At 55.2% G+C, this 16,257-nt stretch carries 12 protein-coding genes and 2 tRNA genes; 11 read left to right on the top strand and 3 right to left on the bottom strand.

Annotated elements, in window-relative coordinates; all coding sequences use genetic code 11:
* Positions 1 to 28: 28 nt before the first annotated feature.
* The 3 genes from BQ5379_RS00675 to BQ5379_RS00665 all read left to right on the top strand — a co-directional run bounded on the left by BQ5379_RS00675 (position 29) and on the right by BQ5379_RS00665 (position 3,395).
* A tRNA-Asp gene (locus BQ5379_RS00675) sits at positions 29 to 105 on the top strand.
* Positions 106 to 503: 398 nt separating this feature from the next.
* The gene (locus BQ5379_RS00670) at positions 504 to 2,414 is read left to right on the top strand and encodes a TonB-dependent receptor plug domain-containing protein (protein ID WP_071133649.1); all 1,911 of its coding nucleotides are present in this window, start codon (positions 504 to 506) and stop codon (positions 2,412 to 2,414) included.
* 18 nt (positions 2,415 to 2,432) lie between these two features.
* Positions 2,433 to 3,395, top strand: a complete 963-nt coding sequence (locus BQ5379_RS00665) for a DUF362 domain-containing protein (protein ID WP_071133648.1) — start codon at positions 2,433 to 2,435, stop codon at positions 3,393 to 3,395.
* Between the two features lie 1,281 nt (positions 3,396 to 4,676).
* On the opposite strand, the gene rplS is transcribed toward BQ5379_RS00665, so the two are convergent.
* Positions 4,677 to 5,036 carry a 50S ribosomal protein L19 gene (rplS, locus tag BQ5379_RS00660; RefSeq protein WP_071133647.1) on the bottom strand — a complete coding sequence of 120 codons (360 nt, stop codon included), beginning with the start codon at positions 5,034 to 5,036 and terminating at the stop codon, positions 4,677 to 4,679.
* Positions 5,037 to 5,267: 231 nt separating this feature from the next.
* Between rplS and surE the strand changes: the two genes are divergently transcribed.
* Positions 5,268 to 6,191, top strand: coding sequence for a 5'/3'-nucleotidase SurE (gene surE, locus BQ5379_RS00655; RefSeq protein ID WP_071133646.1), 924 nt, complete (start codon positions 5,268 to 5,270; stop codon positions 6,189 to 6,191).
* Here surE and BQ5379_RS00650 read toward each other — a convergent pair.
* Positions 6,121 to 7,326, bottom strand: a complete 1,206-nt coding sequence (locus BQ5379_RS00650) for a TlpA family protein disulfide reductase (RefSeq protein WP_143039353.1) — start codon at positions 7,324 to 7,326, stop codon at positions 6,121 to 6,123. The two genes, surE and BQ5379_RS00650, sit on opposite strands and share 71 nt — an antisense overlap.
* A gap of 312 nt (positions 7,327 to 7,638) precedes the next feature.
* Here BQ5379_RS00650 and BQ5379_RS00645 point away from each other — a divergent pair, with 312 nt between their 5' ends.
* The 3 genes from BQ5379_RS00645 (at position 7,639) to BQ5379_RS00635 (ending at position 10,991) form a co-directional block, all read left to right on the top strand.
* On the top strand, positions 7,639 to 8,046 hold the full coding sequence (locus tag BQ5379_RS00645) for an acyl-CoA thioesterase (RefSeq protein ID WP_071133644.1): 408 nt from the start codon (positions 7,639 to 7,641) through the stop codon (positions 8,044 to 8,046).
* Between the two features lie 60 nt (positions 8,047 to 8,106).
* A complete protein-coding gene (gene guaB, locus BQ5379_RS00640; RefSeq protein ID WP_071133643.1) occupies positions 8,107 to 9,579 on the top strand; it encodes an IMP dehydrogenase in 1,473 nt (490 codons plus the stop codon).
* Positions 9,580 to 10,334: 755 nt separating this feature from the next.
* Complete coding sequence (locus BQ5379_RS00635; protein ID WP_159431191.1) at positions 10,335 to 10,991, top strand: hypothetical protein; 657 nt, start codon at positions 10,335 to 10,337, stop codon at positions 10,989 to 10,991.
* A 138-nt stretch (positions 10,992 to 11,129) separates the two neighbouring features.
* Here the strand turns inward: BQ5379_RS00635 and BQ5379_RS00630 are convergent, their stop codons facing one another.
* Positions 11,130 to 11,558 (bottom strand): OsmC family protein, encoded by a 429-nt coding sequence (locus BQ5379_RS00630; protein WP_071133641.1) that lies wholly within the window; start codon positions 11,556 to 11,558, stop codon positions 11,130 to 11,132.
* 264 nt (positions 11,559 to 11,822) lie between these two features.
* On the opposite strand from BQ5379_RS00630, the gene BQ5379_RS00625 reads away from it, so the two are divergent.
* The 4 genes from BQ5379_RS00625 (at position 11,823) to BQ5379_RS00610 (ending at position 15,982) form a co-directional block, all read left to right on the top strand.
* A tRNA-Gly gene (locus BQ5379_RS00625) sits at positions 11,823 to 11,895 on the top strand.
* A 302-nt stretch (positions 11,896 to 12,197) separates the two neighbouring features.
* A complete protein-coding gene (locus BQ5379_RS00620) occupies positions 12,198 to 12,842 on the top strand; it encodes a hypothetical protein (protein ID WP_071133640.1) in 645 nt (214 codons plus the stop codon).
* Positions 12,843 to 12,862: 20 nt separating this feature from the next.
* The gene (locus BQ5379_RS00615; RefSeq protein ID WP_071135481.1) at positions 12,863 to 13,546 is read left to right on the top strand and encodes a hypothetical protein; all 684 of its coding nucleotides are present in this window, start codon (positions 12,863 to 12,865) and stop codon (positions 13,544 to 13,546) included.
* Between the two features lie 234 nt (positions 13,547 to 13,780).
* Positions 13,781 to 15,982, top strand: a complete 2,202-nt coding sequence (locus BQ5379_RS00610; protein WP_071133639.1) for a DUF4838 domain-containing protein — start codon at positions 13,781 to 13,783, stop codon at positions 15,980 to 15,982.
* Positions 15,983 to 16,257 lie beyond the last annotated feature (275 nt).

Genomic DNA, 16,257 nt, shown 5'->3' with positions numbered 1-16,257 from the left:
TACCTTTGCACTGCAATCGAGAAAAACTGGTGCGGTAGTTCAGCTGGTTAGAATACCTGCCTGTCACGCAGGGGGTCGCGAGTTCGAGTCTCGTCCGCACCGCCACCATCTCGACAAGAGCCTCCCTTTCCGAAGAGAGGCTCTTTTATTGTATTATACTCAGACCGCCCCACATCACCAATATTCGATCCCCGAGACCGCGCCCTCGCACGAGTGAACCGAGGCTCCCGGCAGCAACATTGTTCCCGGACACGCCTTCAGCGTGAGGAAAAACGTCTCAACTATCTCGGAGGCAAACCAATAACAACATCCCCCCTCGCAAACACTCGGAACAGCACTCGAAATCAACAGGCCCCCCTTAATCATCATCATCTGAAACGCACTTCATTAACGTCCCGAAGAGCTGTACTTTTCACGCAAGACACGCAAAAACCGGAATCGGGGTAAAATTCGCCGTAATATGCGTAACTTATAGCATCATAAACCGACATACCTTTGTTGCGATGAAAAAGCACTCACTCCTCCTGCTGGCCAGCATGGCCCTATGTGGTTCCGTCGCAGCACAGACCTCCGCAGCCGCGACGCAAACGATCGCCGGCCCGACACTCGACACCCTCACGACTGACCAAGTAGTCGTCACCGGGACCCGTAACCGCACCGACATCCGCCACCTGCCGATGACCCTATCGATCGTCGGTCGCGACAAGATCGAACGCAGCAACACCCCGTCGCTGCTGCCCCTGCTGACCGAACAGGTTCCCGGCCTGTTCATCACCGGACGCGGCCTGATGGGTTACGGCGTTTCGGGCGGTTCGGCCGGACAGATCTCCCTGCGCGGCGTCGGCGGTTCACCTCAGGCCGGGCTGCCCACTACCGGCATGCTCGTTCTGATCGACGGACACCCGCAGTACGCCGGTCTGATGGGACACCCCATCTCCGACGCCTACCAGGGCATGATCGCCGAACGCGTCGAAGTGCTGCGCGGCCCCGCATCGGTACTCTACGGCTCGAACGCCATGGGCGGCGTTATCAACATCGTCACGCGCAAAATGCAGGAAGAGGGCGTCAAAACCCACGCCAACCTCGGTTACGGCTCCTACAACACCTTCCAGAGCGAAGTGACCAACCGCATCCGCAAAGGCCGCTTCACCTGCATCCTCAGCGCCTCCTACAACCGCACCGACGGTCACCGACCCGACATGGGGTTCGAACAATACAGCGGCTACGCCAAGCTGGGCTACGAATTTTCGGACCACTGGAACCTGTGGGGCGACGTCAGCGTGACCCACTTCAACGCATCGAATCCCGGCGAGACCTTCGACCCGCTGATCGACAACGACCAACGGATCACTCGCGGCATGGCCTCGCTGGCCCTCGAGAACGACTACGAGCACACCTCCGGGTCGCTCAGTTTCTTCGCCAACTGGGGCGACCACTGGATCAACGACGGCTACCATCCCGACGAAACGCCGCTTGACTACCGGTTCGAGTCGCGCGACAAGATGTTCGGCCTGTCCTGGTACCAGAGCGCGCGTCTGTTCAGCGGCAACCGGCTGACCGTCGGCGTCGACTACTTCCACTTCGGCGGCCGCTCCTGGAACCGGTACCTCGACGGAACGGAAGAGCCGCTGGTTGACAAAACCCAGGACGAAGTAGCCGGATATGTGGATTTTCGCCAGACCCTCGCCTCGTGGCTCACCTTCGACATCGGTCTGCGTCTCGACCACCACTCGCATGTCGGCACCGAATGGGTCCCGCAGGCTGGTCTGTCATTCACCCTGCCACACAACGCACAACTCAAACTGATGGCCAGCAAGGGTTTCCGCTACCCCACCATCCGCGAGATGTACATGTTCCGCCCGGCCAACCCCGACCTCAAACCCGAAAGCCTCTGGAGCTACGAAATTTCATACAGCCAACAGCTGCTCGACAATCGGCTCAGCTACGGCGTCAACCTTTTCTACATCAACGGCGACAACCTGATTATGCGCGTACCGGTAGACGGTCGTCCAATGAACATCAACACCGGCCGCATCGAAAACGCCGGTGTCGAAGCCCAAATCGGCTATCGTCTCTCGCCCGTCTGGTCCTTCTCGGCCAACTACAGCTACCTGCACATGGAGAATCCCGTTCTGGCCTCGCCCGAGCATAAACTCTACGGCAGCGTCGACTTCTCGCGCGGACGGTGGTACCTCTCTACCGGTATCCAATACATTGCCGGCCTCTACACCTCGCTCGACCCGCGACAAACCGAAGACTTCACACTGTGGAACCTGCAAGCATCCTTCCGGATCAACTCCTGGCTGACCGTGTGGGGGCGCGGCGAGAACCTCCTGGCCCAACGATACGAAATCAACGCCGGCTTCCCGATGCCCCGCGCCACCGCCATGTTCGGCGTCAAACTGAATTTTTAACTCAAATACCACAACCACATGAAACGGATCATCCCACTGACACTCGGCTGTCTGCTGTTTGCGGGGGCGACCACGCTCAGCTCCTGCGCGCAAAAAGAGACGGACCTTCCCAAAGTCTACATGTACAAGGAGATTTCGGCCGAAAATCTCGTCAACATCTATAAGGCCCTCGGTCGCGAGGCGCAGGGCAAGGTAGCGGTCAAAGTGTCGACCGGCGAACCCGGCGGCCACAACTTTCTGCAACCCGCTCTGATCAAGGACCTCGTACAACTGGTCGACGGCACCATCGTCGAATGTAACACCGCCTACCAGGGCGGACGTTCACAGACGGAAGCACACCTGAAAGCCGCCGAAGAGCACGGTTTTACAGCTATTGCACCGGTCGAAATCATGGACGCCGAAGGCGAAGTCGCCCTGCCGGTCACGGGCGGCAAACACCTCACGGAGGATTATGTCGGACAGAGCTACCCGAACTACGACTTCACGATCATCCTGTCGCACTTCAAGGGTCACGCCATGGGCGGTTTCGGCGGCGCCATCAAGAACATGTCGATCGGCATCGCCTCGTCGAGCGGCAAGGCGTGGATCCACACGGCCGGCAAAACCAAAAATACGGCCGAGATGTGGAACAACCTCCCCGAGCAGGACGACTTTCTGGAGTCGATGGCCGAAGCGGCCAAGGCCGTTGCCGACCACTGCGGCGACCGGATTCTCTACATCAGCGTAGCCAACAACCTGTCGGTCGACTGCGATTGCGACTCCTCGCCCGAAGACCCGAAGATGGGCGACATCGGCATTCTGGCTTCGCTCGACCCGGTGGCGCTGGACAAAGCCTGCACCGACCTGGTGCGTGCTTCGGAAGATCACGGCAAGATCCATCTGATCGAACGCATCGACTCCCGCCACGGTATGCACACGCTCGAATACGGCGAAACGATCGGCCTCGGCAGCCAGCAGTACGAACTGGTCCAGCTGGACTAATCCTCCGCCACCGTTGGCGAGCACCGGTGACCGGCGATGACCGAACGGGCAACCTCTGTCTCCAGAAGATTGCCCGTCACCCTCGCCGCCTGCATCATCTATATTTTGGGGCAAAAACGCCCAAGAATACTTTTTTTTGTTATCTTTAACCCTAGAAACGACAGCATAACATGCCTGTTGTGACGAATGACCGATCTCCCTTTCATCCACTACGCGGTACCGAGACGATGCAATAAAAAGTTCCACACGGTCTCCACAGCCCGCACAAACCGAATGAATGGGAGCATGTTTCAAATTAAGACCAACAGCATATGGCATAACAACATCGTCCAGCAAACGCATATTCGCTACGAAAGAGCGTGACGCTACGACTCGATAAGCCCCCCATCCCAGGATTCTCTCTCGGTCAATCTCGTTTCGCAACGGATACGCAAAGTTCAGACCCCACGAAACAGTCTGCTTGCAGGACGAACGGACGTACATACTACATAAAGAAGCGTTAGCTTTTCTTCTTGCTATCCAAAATCGCCAATTTTCGTAGCAACCAAGAGTAAAGCGGTAACGCTCACGTGGTGACACGTGGGCTTTACTTATTTGGTTGCATGGTGTTTGGCGATACCGGGATAGCAAATAAGGTTCAAAGCCCACGCTTTTTATTTGTGCATACCGCCCCCCCGGCCACAAAACGAAAGACACCATGGACAAGCCCTTTCTGCTTCTCGCCCTCGGCATAACGGCAACTCTGACCGGTTGCCACACTTCATCGTTCAGCACACCATATTACGCAGCGGCAGCTCCACACTCTCGGCATCCCGCCCGATCTATCACAACTACCCAAAATTCCCCAACGACGACCGACATCACCCGCCTGCCCAAACGCAGTTCGGTCCATGTTGCTAAACATTCCCCCTCTTCGGGCCGACACTCCTCCAGGTATGATCTGCCCGTTGAACGACACGCCCCCGCCACATCGTTCCACCCCGGCGACGACCTGCCGCACATTCACAATCTCCCCAGACCTGACAGTACGTCCGAAGCTACCCCCTTTCGCATTGCCCCGACCAACAATCAGTTGACTCCGGCCAAAGACATCTTCTTCTCGTTCTCCATGGAAACCGCAAACTGACCCGTCCGAATAAAGCCCTCCAACCCGCCTCACCACCTCCGGGAGCAGTCAGCCTCACACATCCCACGCCCCCATTTCGACGACGACACAAAAAAAGCGAGCCTTGCACCCATCGGATGCAAGGCTCGCCAATTAGTATCCCAGCAGATCGGAAACTATTTAACGAGTTTCTTTTCTTTGATACGTGCTTTCTTACCGGTCAGGTCACGCAGGTAGTAGATGCGTGCACGGCGAACGACACCAACTTTGTTCAGCTCGATTTTGCTGATGGTCGGCGAGTTTACCGGGAAGATACGTTCAACACCGATACCATCCGAGATTTTGCGAATGGTAAAGGTTTCGGTCACGCCCGAACCACGACGCTGCAGCACGACGCCACGGAAGTTTTGCAGACGTTCCTTGTTACCTTCGCGGATTTTGATGGTTACGGTGATGGTATCACCAGCCTTGAATGCGGGGACTTCGGCGGTCTCCTGTTTGAAAGCCTCTTGGGCTACTGCGATCAGATTGTTCATTGTGTGGAACTAAATCTAAAAGTGGTTAAGGTGCGGAATGTTACGGTGTCCGATGAGCGCCAGGATATTCCGTTACCGGAAAACAAACGGGGTTCACTGCCCCATTATCTCCCCGCTCTCCATAAGAGATTCCTACACAAAAGCGACGCAAAAGTAACGATAAAATCACAACAGGCAAAATATTTTGGGTAAATTTGTCTCCCGAAAACCGAACCAACAGACGCAACCGCCATGAAAACTTCCGGACGCCCCCTGATCTTCGTTACGAACGACGACGGCTATCAAGCCGCCGGCATCGCCGCCCTTATCCGACTGGCCGCCGAATTCGGCGACGTGGTAGCCGTAGCTCCGAACGAGAGCTACTCCGGCATGTCGCACTCGATCACCATGCACCGACCGCTGTTCGTCAACACCGTCAGTTGCGAACCCGGCATCGAGATCTACTCCTGCACCGGCACGCCCGTCGACTGCGTCAAGATCGGATTCGACGAAGTGCTGAAGGACCGCGTCCCCGACCTGGTTCTCTCGGGCATCAACCACGGCTCGAACGCCAACGTCAGCGTCATCTACTCCGGCACCATGGGCGCCGCCACGGAAGCCGCCCTATACGGCATCCCCTCGATCGGGCTGTCGCTGACCGACCATTCACCGGCCGCCGACTTCACCGCTTCAGTCCACTACGGCCGGGAGATCATCGCCCGGGTGCTGGAAATGCCTGCCGAACGGATTGCCGGTCTGTGTCTGAACGTCAACATACCCAACATTCCGCTGGACGAGATCCAGGGCATACGGGTCTGCCGCCAGACCCGCGGCAACTGGCGCGAAGACTTCATCCACCGCACCGACCCCAACAACCGCGACTACTACTGGATGTCCGGACGCTTCTACAACTTCGAGCAGGATGCACAGGAGAGCGACGAATGGGCCCTGCGCAACGGCTACGTCGCCATCGTGCCCGTGCAGATGGACCTGACCGACTCCGCGCGCCTCGCCCTGCTGCGCGGCCATATGGAGCGCTACCCCCCCCCCCCACCGCCGCTATCGCTGAGGCAGCTAAGCACCGACCACAGACCCTCCTGCGGGACTACCGGGTTCCGCCCAACAGTTCGTCCAGATAGCGGTAAAATTCCTCGCTTTCGCCTTCGAACCGTTTGAGGATCCGTCCCGACGGATCGATCACGATTTTGGTCGGATACATTTCGATGCCATAGGCCGTTTGAACCGTTCGGTTCTCACCAACCCACACACCGAGCCACGGGATTTGATAACGTTCGAGCCCCTGGCGCCAGGCTTGTTCCGGCTCGTTACAGTCCACCCCGACAAACTCCACCCGCTCCTTATATTTCGCATAACAGGTTTTCATCTGCGGCAGCCCCTTGACACACCAGCCGCACCACGTCCCCCAGAAGTCCAGCACGACATACTTCGCGCCGCCAAACATCGAAGAGAGCCTAAACGGATTGCCTGTCACGTCCGGCAGAGTAAAATCCGGCGCCTGCATCTCTTTCGCTTCCATCATCCGTCGACGCGCCTCTTCGGAGGCCACCCTTTGCCGATAGGCCGCCATCCGGCGATCCAACAGCGGTTTCAACCGTCCGTTGCGCACCTCCACGCCGAGCTGCATATACAGCGAATCGAACGAACCGTCTCCACCTGCCCGCAGTAGATAGAGAGCCGCCAAATCTTCATTCGGATGCTGTTCGAACCACGCCCGTTCCCAATCCCTTTTCGCATTCTGCCACCGTCTCGACCGGGCAAACGCCTCTCGGATCGTATCTTTCGAGGCGCCAGCCGCAAGCAGCTGCTCTGCCTCCCGCTCAATCCAAAACTCCTTTAACCGAAGTTCCGTATACTCGCCCCGCTCAACAGCGTGCTTTCGTTCATACAAAGGGGTATTGACGCTCCAGCGCAGGATCGAATCACTCAATTCGCCCTGCACTCGAGCCCGCTCGTGAGGGAACAGATAGAACCGACACAACTTCGTTTCAGCCACCCAGCCCCTTCCCGGCCTACGTCCATGGTTCTCTGCGGCCACCGCCGGGTAAAACAACACTTCATAGACCGAATCGGAATCCGGGACATCGAGCGCAAAGCACCCGTTCCGCATCGCTATTGGCTTCATGTCGCCATTGCGCGGCACCCTCCCACCGACGGCATACCAGATCGCCACAACACTGTCGCCTGCATTTTGCAGCTCGACTTCAACCCGTTTACCGGTCTCACGGGCCACGCCCGTTCCGCAGCAGACGCCGACAGCCGCCGCCACACAGAGTAAATTTCGTATTTTCATACTTTCATCGAAATTACGTTTCAATCAGTATGTTCCAAGAGGTATTTTCAGTTTTGTCCGACAGGCAGACATAGGCATTCACCCCTCCATCGATCCGGAACCCACTTTTGAAACAACATTACAAACTAAGGTTACAAATGAAAGGCCTTTCCGTTTACATAGACGCAGCAACGCTCCGTTTTGGATGTCGCCCGTCATTTTTTTTACCAACAGTCCCTTCCGACCCTCTAAAAATTATGCTGATCTGTTTTTTCTGCACCCGTCATTCCCTATCTTTGTAGTATAAGTGAACCGAAAATCCGACCCCGCACCATGATTACCTACGACACGCAATTCCGCGTACCCTACGGCGATGTCGACCGCATGGGCTTCTTCTACCACTCCCACTACGTCGAACTGTTCGACATGGGACGCACAGAACTCATGCGCAGCATCGGCCTCCCGAACGCCGAAATCGAAGCCAATGGTGTGATGCTTCCCGTCCTGAAGGTGGAGGTGAACTACAAGAATCCCGCCTACTACGACGACCTGCTCACCGTGCGCACCACCCTGCGAGAGATGCCCGGCGTCAAGATCCGCTTCGAATACGAAGTCTACCGGCCCGGCAACGAACTCATCACCACAGGCGCTGTGACACTGGCCTTTATGCACGCCGACACGAAGACCGCCTGCCGTCCGCCCCGCGCCCTGCTCGAAAAACTTGCACCATTTTTTGCCTGACCCGCCAGCAATCCCGGCAAAAATGTTATCTTTGCTCAAATTTATTAAACGGTAGCCACTATGTCGTTCCTAGATGAAAAAATCGTAGCCGAGGGCCTCACCTTCGATGACGTGCTCCTCGTCCCCGCCTACTCCGAAGTTCTTCCGCGCGAAGTTTGCGTCGCATCACGTTTCTCCCGCAACGTTCCGATCAACACCCCCATCGTATCGGCCGCCATGGATACCGTGACCGAAGCCGACCTGGCCATCGCCATCGCTCGTCAGGGCGGTATCGGCGTGATCCACAAAAACATGTCGATCGAGGCCCAGGCCCATCAGGTTCGCAAAGTGAAACGCGCCGAAAACGGCATGATCTACGACCCCATCACCATCAAAGCCGACGGGACCGTAGGCGACGCCAAAGCGCTCATGCACGAAAACAAGATCGGCGGTATCCCCGTGATCGACGACGATAACCGACTGATCGGCATTGTCACCAACCGCGACCTGCGCTTCCAGACCGACTACAGCAAAAAAATCAGCGAAGTGATGACCAAAGACAACCTGGTCACCACCCACAACCCCGACCTGACCGAAGCAGCCAAGATCCTGCTCAACAACAAGATCGAAAAACTGCCCGTCATCGACAACGACGGCAAACTCGTCGGCCTGCTCACCTACAAAGACATCACCAAAGTCAAGGACAACCCCAACGCAGCCAAAGACTCCAAAGGCCGTCTGCGCGTAGCTGCCGGCGTGGGCGTCACCCACGACACCCTGGACCGCGTAGCCGCCCTCTATGAGGCTGGAGCCGACGCCATCGTTATTGACACCGCCCACGGTCACTCCCGCGGCGTGATCGAAAAACTGAAGGAAGTCAAAGCCAAATATCCCGACCTCGACGTCGTGGTGGGTAACGTAGCCACCGCAGCCGCAGCCAAAATGCTCGTCGAAGCCGGAGCCGACGGCGTGAAAGTCGGTATCGGCCCGGGCTCGATCTGCACCACCCGCATCATTGCCGGCGTCGGCGTACCCCAGCTCAACGCCGTGTACGACGTGGCATCGGCCCTGAAAGGCAGCGACGTGCCCGTGATCGCCGACGGCGGTATCCGTTACACCGGTGACGTTGTCAAAGCCATCGCCGCCGGAGCCGACTGCGTTATGGCCGGATCGATGTTCGCCGGCGTCGAAGAATCGCCCGGAGAAACCGTCATCTTCAACGGCCGTAAATTCAAAACCTACCGCGGTATGGGTTCGCTCGAAGCCATGCAGAACGGTTCGAAAGACCGCTACTTCCAGGATGCCGAAGACGACATCAAAAAACTCGTTCCCGAAGGTATCGCTGCTCGTGTACCCTACAAAGGCCGCCTCGCCGAAGTCATCTACCAGATCGTCGGCGGTCTGCGTGCCGGCATGGGCTACTGCGGCGCCAAAGACATCGCAGCCCTGAAAAACGCCAAGTTCGTTCGCATCACTGCATCCGGCATGCAGGAAAGTCACCCCCACGACGTGACCATCACCCGCGAAGCTCCGAACTACAGCCGTCAAGACTAACTCCGTGACCTAAACGGGGGGGGCAAAGAGCGCGAGAGAGGAAAGAAAAGATAAAGGCCAGCAAAAAAGCCTGATAGAAAAAGGAAAAGACATGCGCCCCCAAAAAGTGGAGCGTAGTCCGATGAACAAGAGCCAATGCCCCGAGGCAAACCGAAGGCATCCCTTGTAAAGGTTAAGACGAAGGTCACAAAGCCCTGCCGAAACAGCCAAGGTTGAAATAACAACCGAAGCCAACAAAACCGGCGAGTTACGGCCAAGACCAAAGTTTAGACCACAAAACGAAGAACTACTAGCCCACAAACGGAAGCCCCAAAGTCACAGAGAGTGGAAGTACGCAAAAAGGGTAATGCATTGTGATTACCCTTTTTGCGTTACTCTTTGAGTCTATAGCCATAAGCCCCGCTACCCGATCGGCACAGGAACCTTTGGAGCCCCAATATTTCCTGACGTTACAATCCCTCATGGGAATTCCATACAAAAGAGCGGTTCTTTGAATAAAGAACCGCTCTTTTTATTTCTACCCAACTGATTTTCGACGCATCCCCCAAGACTTTTCTCATCAGCGCAAAAGACCCGAAGACACCAGAATGATCAGCATCAACAGTCCCACTTTTCCCCCACGCCATCTCACCCGAAGGTTTCACCGGCACTCATTTACGTCGCTTTCACCACAGAGATCCCCGACATTTTTCCCACGGCGTTTGAAAATCGATCAGATCTTCTTACCTTTATGAATGATTTCTGATCTCCGCTCAATGAAAAGATCCCTGCTTCTGCTTCCCCTTTTGTTGACCACCGCATGCAACGGGCTGATGAAGACACAGGACAACTCCGACAACACCATCAGCGACCCGATGCTGGCCTACAAAGACTTCTATTTTAGCGGAGAATACGTCTACTACACCGACGCCGCCGTACTGACTGACTGCGCCACAGGCCAAATTTTGCCGATCGCCTCGACAGGCGATAACCTCAATGCCGAGAGACGCTACACCGCCATGGCCGGTGATGATATGCAACCCTGCTACGCTACACTCGAAGGTTACCTGCGCCCGCGCGATCCGGAAACAGAGAACTCACCAGCCGAACTGGTCATCACCCATTTCGGACGTTTCGACCCCACCCGCCAATGCAATCCACAACAGCGGCTTACGGGGCGTTACGTCGGCAGCAGCGCCGATACCGCCACGCAACGCATCATTCTCGAACTGCACAGCGACTACAGCTACAAGCAAACCACCCACAACATCGCGACGGACTCCTACCACGTGACCGAAGGTTATTGGGGACGACTCAGCAAATCGGTGATGGTCATTATGCTTCCCGAAGGGAACGACCTGCTCGCCACCATCGACTGGCAGGGACCGCGCCTGATCTTCTCCGGCAACTCGATCTACACCAAAACCCACTAACCCACACGCACCGCCGAGCCGCCACAACCCTGCAATGTGCAAGTGCCACACTTCCACGTGTGCTCGATCTCAAACCAGTGCTCTAAACGGGCCTCACACCTCGCCCCGCAACCGTAAACAAACAGAATACCGATTCAATCACCCATCAATTCGTTCGCCGTTTAAAAACACCTCCACACGTATCGGAGCCACTTTACGCAGCATCTCCGCCACTCCACAATAGCGTTCCTGCGAGAGGCTCACCATTTTCAGCGGTTTGGCCGGATCCACTCCCTGCCCGACAAACTTATAGCGCAAGGTCATTTCGGTATACACCACCGGAATCTCTTCACTTTTCTGCGCTTCAACTTCGATCTCGACTTTCTCGAATTCAACACGCATTTTTCGGGCCAGCGACGCAATATCCATCCCGGTACATCCGGCCAAGGCCACCAGCAGCAGCGGTTTGGGTCTGGCCCCGACATTCATTCCGCCCAGCTCTTCGGGTGCATCCAGTACAATCGTATGATCTCCGACCTGAGCATCGAACTGCATGCCGCCTTTCCATTCCAATTTAACCTGTTCCATAATCGATTTAATAAGGATTCAGAACGAAGATACAAAAAATTACACATCAAACCACAACTCAGTGTGAGCACGTTACCTCCGCAGCCCAACATTTTTCACGGTAGAGATTTTGCAGATTCAGATTTTCCTTCTACATTTGTACCCGCAAGCCAAGGAAATGTCGCGGCAAACAAACGGGAAACGCTCAGTTGATAAAACACAGCCTTTCGAAACGGAGAGAAGACGTTTGAAGACAGACCCAACCTTGGTAAATAAAGATTTATTGCGGAAATAGCTCAGTTGGTAGAGCACAACCTTGCCAAGGTTGGGGTCGCGAGTTCGAGTCTCGTTTTCCGCTCTTCAGAAGGCAGTCCGAAAAGACTGCCTTCTTATTTTGTGTATCAGTAAGTTAAATCCGGTGCCAAACCTTTATTCTACTGGCTCGGAGTACAATTCATCCCGCTGAAAACCCACAATAATTTTCCCCCAAAAAGCTGTTTCGACCCAAAATGTTTCACAGATAGTTTCACACAAATCCATGAGATCAGCTGGCCACATCCGGCAATATCCATAATTTCAATAGACGCAACACCTATATTTCTTTGATTTCCAACAATTATTATTTATCTTTACGGACAACACATAGACAAACAACTGTATATGAAACATTCGTCAGCAATAAAAGTTGTTTTCCTAGCCCTACTGTGTGTTGCAACACTCGGAGCCGTTCATGCCGCATCCTTTGTCAAAGGATGTATCTATCTGAAAAACGGATCCGTCATAGAATGCGGGAAAAACGACCGCATCAAACTGCCGAAACGGTTCGGCTCTGTAAAATTATTTCGCGAAGCCTACCGCAAAGAACAAACCAAAGAGATATATCGACTGAACGACATCGATTCGATTGTCTGCTGGCACGCCACTACCCCGGAACATCGACGCAAATTCATCCCCTCGGCCGAAGCCGGTTGGTTATGGATCTATTTCGAGACCCCATACATCTGCGTGGGCGTCTATTCGAAAAAGGGCTACGGCATCGACAATAACGGAGGGATACAAATCTGGCACCGACAAGGCATGCTCAGCCAATCCCGCACGGCCTACTACCTGCGAAAACACGGAGAACAGACGTTTCAAAGCGTCGGCTCCGCCAGTCGCAATGCCAAAAACACCTTTCGCGAGCGCATCGCCGACTACATTCAAGACGACCCTGAACTATCAAGCCACATTCGCCAAACACATACCAACCGCAACAAGACGATCCTGATGCTTCGAGATTATGTCCCGACTCATCCGGATCACTAACCCTCAAAAACAAACACATGATGAAACACATTATTCTGTGTGCCGCAGCATTATTCGCGGCCTTCAGCACTCTGATCCCGGCAGAGGCCAAAGAGAAAGACCCGGAATCGCAACACGTAATCGTCACCCTCAAATCGGGAGAGAAAGTCGACGGCTATATCCGTCGCGGATGGCACGCCGAGAGTTCGGTATTCAAGACCGAGAACTTCTCGTTCAAAATCACCAAGACACCCGACGACAAAGAGCCGATCGAATACACGGCTGACGATGTCGAGAGCATCGAATACACCGAAGTAACCGAGGACAACCCCGACGGTATCCGCTGGGAGTCACATCCGCTGGCCAAGCCCAACTTTGCCGACCGCTACCACACCCTCCAGCGACTGTTCTGCGTCGACAAGGTGGGGGAAAACGCAACCGTATATTGGTGGAAAGTCTGGGCTGCCACAGGCCCGAACATGGCGCGAAGACAACTGGTCACCTACTTTGGAGTTCGTTTTCACAGCGACCCCGACGGCATTGTCTACCCCTACACCCTGGTGAACTCCGTACTCATGGACCCGAAATATCCCGGATTGAAAGATTTCTGCAAAAAATGGTTCAAGGGCCCCGAAGGCAAGGTACACAAAAAAGAGGCTGAGGAAAACGACGCCTGGATACTCGACATGTACGATGCCTACCTGGCACAACAGGCTGCCCAATAAAGACAGCCCGTTCCCCCACGTCGCGACCGAACAGGCCATTCTTCACCATCCATCATTACCTCCAACAAAAGGGCTGCATCTGTTAGGGATGCAGCCCTTTTTGTACTCGGAACAGCGGATCATTATTTCATACACGCGCAAACAAATCAGACAGAAGAGCCCCGGCAGTATCAAAAAAATTACTAATTTTATCCACGACAAACCCAACCTTCCTCACCCTAACCCACCTGACATATGAAAGCCTCCAAATGGTTGTGTCTGCTCGGCGGAGCATTGATTTCGATCACTCCACTGTCAGCCCAGATGAAAATCGTACAAAACGGCAAGCCCGCCGCCCGCATCATTGCAGACCCGGCGATCCCGACCGACATGCGAGCCGCCGAACTGTTGCAGGATTTCGTCCAACGCATCAGCGGTGCCCGACTCGAAATAACGGATACTGACCAGCCCCGAAAAGGCGACATCCTGATCGGTGACGGCAATCAGCAAGGATTGACCGAAGACGGATTCCGCCTCAAAACCGACAACGGCCGTCTGTACATCAGCAGCGGCGGCGACAAAGGATCGATCTACGGTGTCGTGACCCTGCTCGAACGCTATCTCGGAGTCTCCTACTACGGAGCCAACGCCTATACCCTGACCGAGAGCAAAGATGTGCACCTCCCCGCAATCGACCTGGCCGAAAATCCGGCATTCCGCTACCGTCAGAGCCAATGCTACGCCATGGCCGAAGACCCCGTATACAAAGACTGGTTCCGGTTCGAAGAGCCCCAGGAGACCTTCGCCGGCGGATATTGGGTACACACCTTTGAACGGATCCTGCCATCGGATGTTTACGGCAAAAGTCATCCGGAGTTCTACTCCCTCATCAAAGGGGAACGCCGCCCCGGCAAAGCCAGCCAGTGGTGTCTGACCAATCCGGAACTTTTCGAAGTCGTATGCACCAAGATCGATTCGATCTTCAAGGCCAACCCCGGCATGAAGATGATCTCCGTGAGCCAGAATGACGGCAACTTCACCAACTGCAGCTGCCCCGCCTGCAAGGAGCTCGACCAACGCGAAGGCGGCCCGTCGGGCAGTCTGATTCACTTTATGAACCGACTGGCCGAGCGTTTCCCCGACAAAGAGTTCTCGACGCTGGCCTACCTCTTTACGATGCACCCGCCGCGGGAGGTCAAACCCCTGCCCAACGTGAACATCATGCTCTGCGACATTGACTGCAAACGCGAAGTGCCCCTGACCGACAACGCCTCGGGACGCGATTTCGTCCGGGCGCTCGAAGGCTGGTCAGCCATCAGCAACAACCTGTTTATCTGGGACTACGGCATCAACTTCGACAATATGGTCGCCCCGTTTCCCAACTTCCCGATTCTTCAGAAGAACATCCAGCTGTTCAAAAAACACCACGCAACCATGCACTTTTCGCAGATCGGAGGTTCCAAAGGGAGTTGTTTCCCCGAGATGCGCGCCTACATGGTCAGCAAGTTGATGTGGAACCCCGATCAGAACAGCGACTCGCTGATGCGCAGTTTCATGAACGGTTACTACGGCGCCGCAGCCCCCTACCTCTACCAATATGAGAAACTGCTCGAAGGCGGCCTGCTGGCCAGTCAGAAAGAGCTGTGGATCTACGACTCGCCGGTCACCCACAAAGACGGTATGCTCAACTTCAACTGCCGCAAACGTTACAACGAGCTGTTCGACCAGGCCGAAGAGGCCGTATGCGACGACTCCACGCTGCTCGAACGGGTACGTCTGTCGCGTCTTCCGCTTCAGTACGCAGAGTTGGAGATCATTCGGGCCGAAGGGGTAAAAGATGCTGCAGCAACCGCAGCCAAACTCGACCTGTTCGAACAACGCTGCACCCACTTCAACGTACGGACACTCAACGAACGAAGCAATCCCCCGGCGGAATACTGCCAGCTCTATCGCGAACGGTATATGCCCAGCAAAAAAGTCAACCTGGCCAAAGGAGCGAAGATCATCTGGATCAATGCCCCGGCTCCCAGATACCGGCAACTCGGCGAGACGGCGCTGACCGACGGCCTGTTTGGCGGCACGACCTTCGTCGAAAGTTGGGTCGGCTGGGAAGGCGTTGACGGAAGTTTCATCGTAGATCTGGGCCAGGAGATGGAGTTCACCACCGTCGAAAGCGACTTTCTGCATCAGTTGGGAGCCTGGATTCTGCTGCCCGAGAAAGTGACCTACTCCACCTCCAGCGATAACCAGCATTACGAATTCTTCGGCGAGCAGGAGATTGCCGAAGACCGCACTCCGAAAGTCAAATTCGTTCAAATCACCGCCCACAAGGATCAGCCCGTCAAAGCGAGATATATTCGGGTCGACATTGTCGGCACCAAGACCTGTCCTTCGTGGCATTACGGGATCGGCCACCCCTCCTGGTTCTTTGTGGACGAAGTGAGCGTAATGAAATAACGGTGCATTTCGGAGATACTCCCAGCCGCGAAACGAATTTGTATCTACCTCCAAAGCACTCACTCGGCAGGGAAAGCGCAGAGACTTTAGGCATGAACTGCATAAGACATCAACTCATCCGGTTACCTTAATCGTTAAGAACAACCACCCCTGCTCCACCCTGCATTCGTCGTCCAGATAACTTGCTGGAGCTACGAAACACCCACGGGCATTGCCTTAAAACGTTCGACAGACCAATCAACACACAACAGGCAGCCTTCTCTTCAAAGAGAAGG

The sequence above is a fragment of the Millionella massiliensis genome, assembly GCF_900104655.1.
Classification (GTDB): Bacteria; Bacteroidota; Bacteroidia; order Bacteroidales; family Rikenellaceae; genus Rikenella; species Rikenella massiliensis.
This window is presented reverse-complemented; position numbering and strand designations above follow the sequence as displayed.

Excerpts from the sequence above, each read along its gene's own strand:
- BQ5379_RS00615 (WP_071135481.1), top strand. The coding sequence starts at position 12,863 with ATGAAACACATTATTCTGTGTGCCGCAGCATTATTCGCGGCCTTCAGC.
- BQ5379_RS00670 (WP_071133649.1), top strand. The coding sequence starts at position 504 with ATGAAAAAGCACTCACTCCTCCTGCTGGCCAGCATGGCCCTATGTGGT.
- BQ5379_RS00635 (WP_159431191.1), top strand. The coding sequence starts at position 10,335 with ATGAAAAGATCCCTGCTTCTGCTTCCCCTTTTGTTGACCACCGCATGC.
- BQ5379_RS00630 (WP_071133641.1), bottom strand. The coding sequence starts at position 11,558 with ATGGAACAGGTTAAATTGGAATGGAAAGGCGGCATGCAGTTCGATGCT.
- rplS (WP_071133647.1), bottom strand. The coding sequence starts at position 5,036 with ATGAACAATCTGATCGCAGTAGCCCAAGAGGCTTTCAAACAGGAGACC.
- BQ5379_RS00645 (WP_071133644.1), top strand. The coding sequence starts at position 7,639 with ATGATTACCTACGACACGCAATTCCGCGTACCCTACGGCGATGTCGAC.
- guaB (WP_071133643.1), top strand. The coding sequence starts at position 8,107 with ATGTCGTTCCTAGATGAAAAAATCGTAGCCGAGGGCCTCACCTTCGAT.
- BQ5379_RS00650 (WP_143039353.1), bottom strand. The coding sequence starts at position 7,326 with ATGAAAATACGAAATTTACTCTGTGTGGCGGCGGCTGTCGGCGTCTGC.
- BQ5379_RS00665 (WP_071133648.1), top strand. The coding sequence starts at position 2,433 with ATGAAACGGATCATCCCACTGACACTCGGCTGTCTGCTGTTTGCGGGG.
- BQ5379_RS00610 (WP_071133639.1), top strand. The coding sequence starts at position 13,781 with ATGAAAGCCTCCAAATGGTTGTGTCTGCTCGGCGGAGCATTGATTTCG.
- BQ5379_RS00620 (WP_071133640.1), top strand. The coding sequence starts at position 12,198 with ATGAAACATTCGTCAGCAATAAAAGTTGTTTTCCTAGCCCTACTGTGT.
- surE (WP_071133646.1), top strand. The coding sequence starts at position 5,268 with ATGAAAACTTCCGGACGCCCCCTGATCTTCGTTACGAACGACGACGGC.